The organism is Mesobacillus sp., from assembly GCF_049588175.1.
Taxonomy (GTDB): Bacteria; Bacillota; Bacilli; order Bacillales; family Cytobacillaceae; genus Mesobacillus.
This window is the reverse complement of the sequence record NZ_JBAVFI010000581.1, coordinates 1-5087: the sequence shown is the minus strand read 5'-3', so window position 1 is coordinate 5087 and position 5087 is coordinate 1. Positions and strand designations below refer to the sequence as shown.

6 protein-coding genes are annotated in these 5087 nt (G+C 44.0%); 3 read left to right on the top strand and 3 right to left on the bottom strand.

Annotated features, from left to right (window positions below):
• The first annotated feature begins 170 nt into the window (after positions 1-170).
• Positions 171-716 (top strand): hypothetical protein, encoded by a 546-nt coding sequence (locus WB217_RS14180; protein ID WP_423993872.1) that lies wholly within the window; start codon positions 171-173, stop codon positions 714-716.
• A gap of 62 nt (positions 717-778) precedes the next feature.
• Here WB217_RS14180 and WB217_RS14175 read toward each other — a convergent pair whose 3' ends face one another.
• The 3 genes from WB217_RS14175 to WB217_RS14165 all read right to left on the bottom strand — a co-directional run bounded on the left by WB217_RS14175 (position 779) and on the right by WB217_RS14165 (position 2994).
• Positions 779-1735: an alpha/beta hydrolase gene (locus WB217_RS14175; RefSeq protein WP_423993871.1), complete on the bottom strand. Its 957-nt coding sequence runs from the start codon at positions 1733-1735 to the stop codon at positions 779-781.
• Positions 1736-1888: 153 nt separating this feature from the next.
• The gene (locus WB217_RS14170) at positions 1889-2020 is read right to left on the bottom strand and encodes a hypothetical protein (protein ID WP_311071483.1); all 132 of its coding nucleotides are present in this window, start codon (positions 2018-2020) and stop codon (positions 1889-1891) included.
• A 71-nt stretch (positions 2021-2091) separates the two neighbouring features.
• On the bottom strand, positions 2092-2994 hold the full coding sequence (locus WB217_RS14165; RefSeq protein WP_423993870.1) for a hydroxymethylglutaryl-CoA lyase: 903 nt from the start codon (positions 2992-2994) through the stop codon (positions 2092-2094).
• A 149-nt stretch (positions 2995-3143) separates the two neighbouring features.
• Between WB217_RS14165 and WB217_RS14160 the strand changes: the two genes are divergently transcribed.
• Together WB217_RS14160 and WB217_RS14155 are read left to right on the top strand one after the other, a co-directional pair.
• Positions 3144-4331, top strand: coding sequence for an acetyl-CoA C-acetyltransferase (locus WB217_RS14160; RefSeq protein WP_423993869.1), 1188 nt, complete (start codon positions 3144-3146; stop codon positions 4329-4331).
• 119 nt (positions 4332-4450) lie between these two features.
• The coding region (locus WB217_RS14155) for a CoA transferase subunit A (protein WP_423993867.1) at positions 4451-5087 on the top strand (637 nt) is incomplete at its 3' end.

The window sequence follows — 5087 nt, the reverse complement described above, 5'->3', positions numbered from 1 at the left end:
AAAGAGCCCGAGTGAATATCTAAACCCAAGAATGAGTTTTTTTGATAAAACCAATGCTTAAACCTGGAAGCAAGGGTTATTGTTTTACAATAATTTGGAAAAAGGGTTAAATAAGAGAGAAGCTTTTTTTATACATAAATCGTTTGGTGCAAAAGGATAGGGGGAGAACTATGGAGAAATTGCGGCGAGCTGCCATAATGGCCATGTGCGTGCTTCTGCTCTCTGCATGTACATATAAGACTGCGGAAGAAGCAATCCAAAATGATATTCCGTTCAACATCAAACAAATCGTGCATAAGGAAAAGGTAAAGGATGGCTGGCTGGTTTTTTACACAACCCAACAGAAGGATGGGACCAACAAATTTGATGCGCTGGCAGTTGCCTATATTAAAGGCAGCAAAAAGGATGGCTGGGAAAATGCAGGGCATAACCACTGGACTTATTACAAGAATGATTTTATGATTTTATATGCCGACGTTTTCCATACCTATCAGGAAAATGGCAAATTGGATAACAAGCTTCCCGTTGTTTTTGGAAAAATTGTCAACCCGGATATACGATCGGTAGAAGCCGCGGGTGCCGACGGAAAATTCACCAAAATCAACATCATCGAAAAGGGCAATGAACGTTATTATTATGCTATAGGCGATTATAAAGAAGTGAGAGCGCTGGGGGCGGACGGTAAAGAGATGGACCGCCAAGGAGAGAAGCAGTAAAAAGGATGGTTCCAGAAGGAGCCATCCTTTTTATTTTAACTCTGACTGCTATTGATGACCGTTCAGACATCAGAACTCGTTGAAAAGTTACCATTTAAATCTCTATCATTTACAAATACATATTCTTGAAGGAACTCGTCAAGCACCTTCTCATATTCCACGCGATTCTGGCTGTAAGACTGGGCATGAAGTCCGTTTTCAGCCATATACAATTTCTTCGGACCTTTTTTCTGTTCAAACAATGCCTCGGTCATAGACGGCAGGATGAAATCGTCCTTGCGGCTGTGGATGAAAAGAATAGGGTTTTTGATGTTTTCGATGACTGAAATTGGTGATACGTCACTGAGTGAGTATTTGTCACGAATGCGCACAAACAAGCCGGCAATTGGCAGAAGAAGCCTTGTCGGAAGCAATTTGACCTCGGATTTCACCCGATAGGCAAGCTGCTGGCTGAAATCAGAAAAAGGGCAATCAGCGACATAAAAATCTGCGCCATCTTCAAGGATGCCAGCATATAGGAGAAGTGTTGCAGCCCCCATTGATTCTCCATGGATGCCAAGGAGTAGATTAGGACCTTTTTCCTCCTTAAGCCAGTCAACGACCGATTTCAAATCGAATTTTTCATAGTGGCCATAACTGGTGGTCTTTCCGCCTGATTCACCGTGTCTGCGGTGGTCGTAAATGACAGCGTTAAATCCTTTTTCCAGAAAAAGGTTCATATATTTGACTGAATTCGTTTTGCTCTGTGTCACTCCATGGGCAATGATGATATAGCGGTTAGTATCATGTGGTTCGACAAGGACGGCTTTCAGGGAATAATCAAAAGAAGACGGGATGGTCACTTCTCTTTTCGGCAATGCATCATATTCCTCAGGACGCAGATGGCCGGCTTCTTTTTCCCGGTTGAATATTTCTTTATCATCCTTCTTTTTCAGGAACATTACTTTATTAGAAATAAAAACCCCAAGAGAGGCAAGCACGAGCAAAAATGAAAATAAAACACGGAACGCCTTTCTCACACTCAACCCTCCGAATGCATTTTTCTTTATTTTACCATTAGAAAGGAAAATACAAACATAAAAAAGACCGCAAATAAGCGGTCTATAATAAACTTTTTTTGTCCGTTCTATGTACGGCTGCTTGCGAACGGACCAATTGGACGCCAACTTTTTTTATTGCTGTGAATTCTGGCGTTTCGTCGGATGAAGCGCTTTTTCCAAATCTTCTGCAGCTATTTGCTGCTTAACATTATCTGCGTTAGGTTTTCCTTGCTGGCTGTATCCTTTATCGCGTTTTTGGCTCATAAAAAAATCTCCCTTCTTCTAAATCCTTCACCTATAAGATGAGTTTGAAGAAGGCAGCTTATACAAAAAAATTAAACGCTTACAGAATTCATGCGGAAATAAGTACTTTCAATCGGCCTGGAAATATGGGGCTTAATGATTTCAATCGCTTGAAGCAGTTTGTCTAGATCGACTCCAGTATCAATTCCCATCCTGTGTAGCATATAGGCAACATCCTCAGTAGCTGCATTGCCGGCTGCCCCAGGTGCGAAAGGACAGCCGCCGAGACCGCCTGCTGACGTATCAAATCGGGTGATTCCAGCCTGAAGGGCGGCGAATATATTGGCGAGGGCCAGTTTTCTTGTGTCATGGAAGTGGGCTGTCAACAATAAATCAGGGAAAGAATGCTTCAATTTCGTAAACAAAGAATAAGATTCATGAGGCGCAGCCATGCCGATTGTATCGGCAACACTCAGCTCATCAACCCCGGCCTGCACAAATTCTTCACAGAGTGCCAATACGGCATCCTCGTCAATCTTGCCTTCATACGGGCAATAAAAAGAGGTTGAAATGCATGCGCGGACAAAATAGTCTTTTGCCTTAAGCTCAGCGATCAAAGGGGCTAGTTCGGCAAGGCTTTCTTCAGTTGTCTTGTTGATGTTCTTTAGGTTGAAGGTATTGCTGACACCGACAAAGACGGCAACCGCTTTGCAATCGGTCATATAAACACGCTCGATGCCCTTTTTATTTGGTGCAAGGACGATGTTTCTAGTAGAGCTGTCTAGGCAATCAGAAACAATCTCGGCAGCATCTCCCATTTGCGGCACCCATTTTGGCGATACAAATGAGGTCAGCTCCATCTCTTTAAGACCAGCATTCTTTAGAGCGTAAATAAATTCTTTTTTAACTTCAGTCGGAACAAAGCTTTTTTCGTTTTGAAGTCCATCCCTTGGTCCGACCTCGATTATTTCAACCTTTTCAGGAAGCTTTAGCATATTAGATCCCCCTCATCTTTACATATCTCCATTTTAAATAGAAAATTTTTAAAAATGCAAGAATAACAAAAATTTTGATAAAATAAAAGGAATTTAATAAAATCAATAGAAGTTAATACCATGTGAACATCAGAGAAAGGGTGAGCAGTTTGGGTAAAACCGAAGCAGTGATCGTATCGGCGGTAAGAACCGCGATCGGCAGCTTTAATGGCAGTTTAAAGAACATTTCTGCGCCGGAATTAGGAGCCGCAGTAATTAAAGATGCACTACAGCAGGCAGGCGTACAGCCAGAGCAGGTGGATGAAGTGATCATGGGCAATGTCCTCCAGGCAGGGCTTGGCCAGAATCCAGCGAGGCAGGCTGCGATAAAAGCGGGGCTTCCTGAAAGCGCTTCCTCAATGACGATTAATAAAGTATGCGGTTCCGGCTTGAAGGCGGTCCATTTAGCTGCACAGGCCATCATTGCTGGAGATGCCGAAATCGTTGTTGCCGGCGGGATGGAAAACATGAGCCAGGCACCTTATCTATTAAAAAATGCACGTGACGGATTTAAGATGGGCGATCAGAAGCTTGTTGACAGTATGATTTCCGATGGATTATGGTGTGCGTTCAACGATTACCATATGGGTGTGACGGCAGAAAATCTATGCTCTAAATATGAAATCGGCCGCAGCGAGCAGGACGAATTCGCGGCAGCCAGCCAGGATAAGGCTGTAAAAGCAATAGGAGAAGGCAAATTCAAGGATGAAATTGTGCCGATTCAAATCCCACAGCGTAAAGGCGACCCACTCGTATTTGATACAGATGAGTATCCGAAAAAGGGAACAACAGCTGAAAAGCTCGGCGGTTTGCGCCCAGCCTTCAAAAAGGATGGCAGCGTGACGGCCGGAAATGCTTCTGGAATCAATGATGGTGCGGCAGCATTAGTTGTCATGAGCCGGGAAAAGGCAGAGGAGCTTGGTCTTAAGCCGCTTGTTGTCATCAAAGCAAATGCAAGTGCGGGTGTGGATCCAAGCATTATGGGAATCGGTCCAGTTACAGCGGTTAAGAAAGCATTGGACAAAGCAGGAATGTCTCTGGATCAAATGGAGTTAATTGAAGCCAATGAAGCTTTTGCGGCGCAATCCTTGGCCGTAGATCGCGAACTTAATTTTAACAAGGATATTTTAAACGTGAATGGCGGTGCGATTGCGCTTGGGCATCCAATTGGCGCGAGCGGAGCCAGGATTCTTGTGACATTGATCCACGAAATGAAGCGCAGAAACGCCAAGACAGGGCTGGCTACACTGTGTATCGGAGGCGGACAGGGCGTCGCTACAGTAGTGGAACTCGCGTAATATCCTATTTTGATGGAAAAAGAAATTTATCTTACTCAATTAAATTTACTATCTAACTCAGCGTTCGTCAGGACTGCTGACGGCGCTTATGCTTTTCGTATAAAAAGGAGGAACAGCGAATGAAAAGAATTTGTACATCCTTTCAAGAAGCAGTAGCGGATATCCATGATGGAGCAACCTTGATGGTTGGCGGTTTCGGTCTTTGCGGTATTCCGGAAAACGCGATTTTGGCCCTTGTTGAAAAAGGGGTAAAAGACCTGACCGTCATCAGCAACAACTGTGGTGTTGATGATTGGGGACTTGGTTTGCTTCTGAAAAATAAACAGATTAAAAAAATGGTAGGTTCCTATGTTGGGGAAAATAAAGAGTTTGAAAGACAGGTATTGTCAGGAGAAATCGAAGTCGAGCTGATTCCACAGGGGACTCTTGCGGAAAAAATCAGGGCAGGAGGCGCTGGAATACCGGCATTTTATACCCCGGCCGGCGTAGGGACGCCAATCGCCGAAGGAAAGGAAACAAGATTATTCAATGGCAAGGAATATCTGCTCGAAGAAGCACTGACCGCTGATTTCAGTATTGTCAGAGCATGGAAGGGAGATAAAATGGGCAACCTCGTTTACCATAAAACAGCGAGGAACTTTAACCCGATGATCGCTGCTGCTGGAAGAGTAACGATTGCCGAGGTAGAAAATCTCTATGAAGCGGGCGAATTAGATCCAAACTCGATCCATACTCCAAGCATTTATGTCCAGACAC

Coding starts and splice junctions, on each gene's coding strand:
- WB217_RS14180 (WP_423993872.1), top strand. CDS start 171: ATGGAGAAATTGCGGCGAGCTGCCATAATGGCCATGTGCGTGCTTCTG.
- WB217_RS14170 (WP_311071483.1), bottom strand. CDS start 2,020: ATGAGCCAAAAACGCGATAAAGGATACAGCCAGCAAGGAAAACCTAAC.
- WB217_RS14165 (WP_423993870.1), bottom strand. CDS start 2,994: ATGCTAAAGCTTCCTGAAAAGGTTGAAATAATCGAGGTCGGACCAAGG.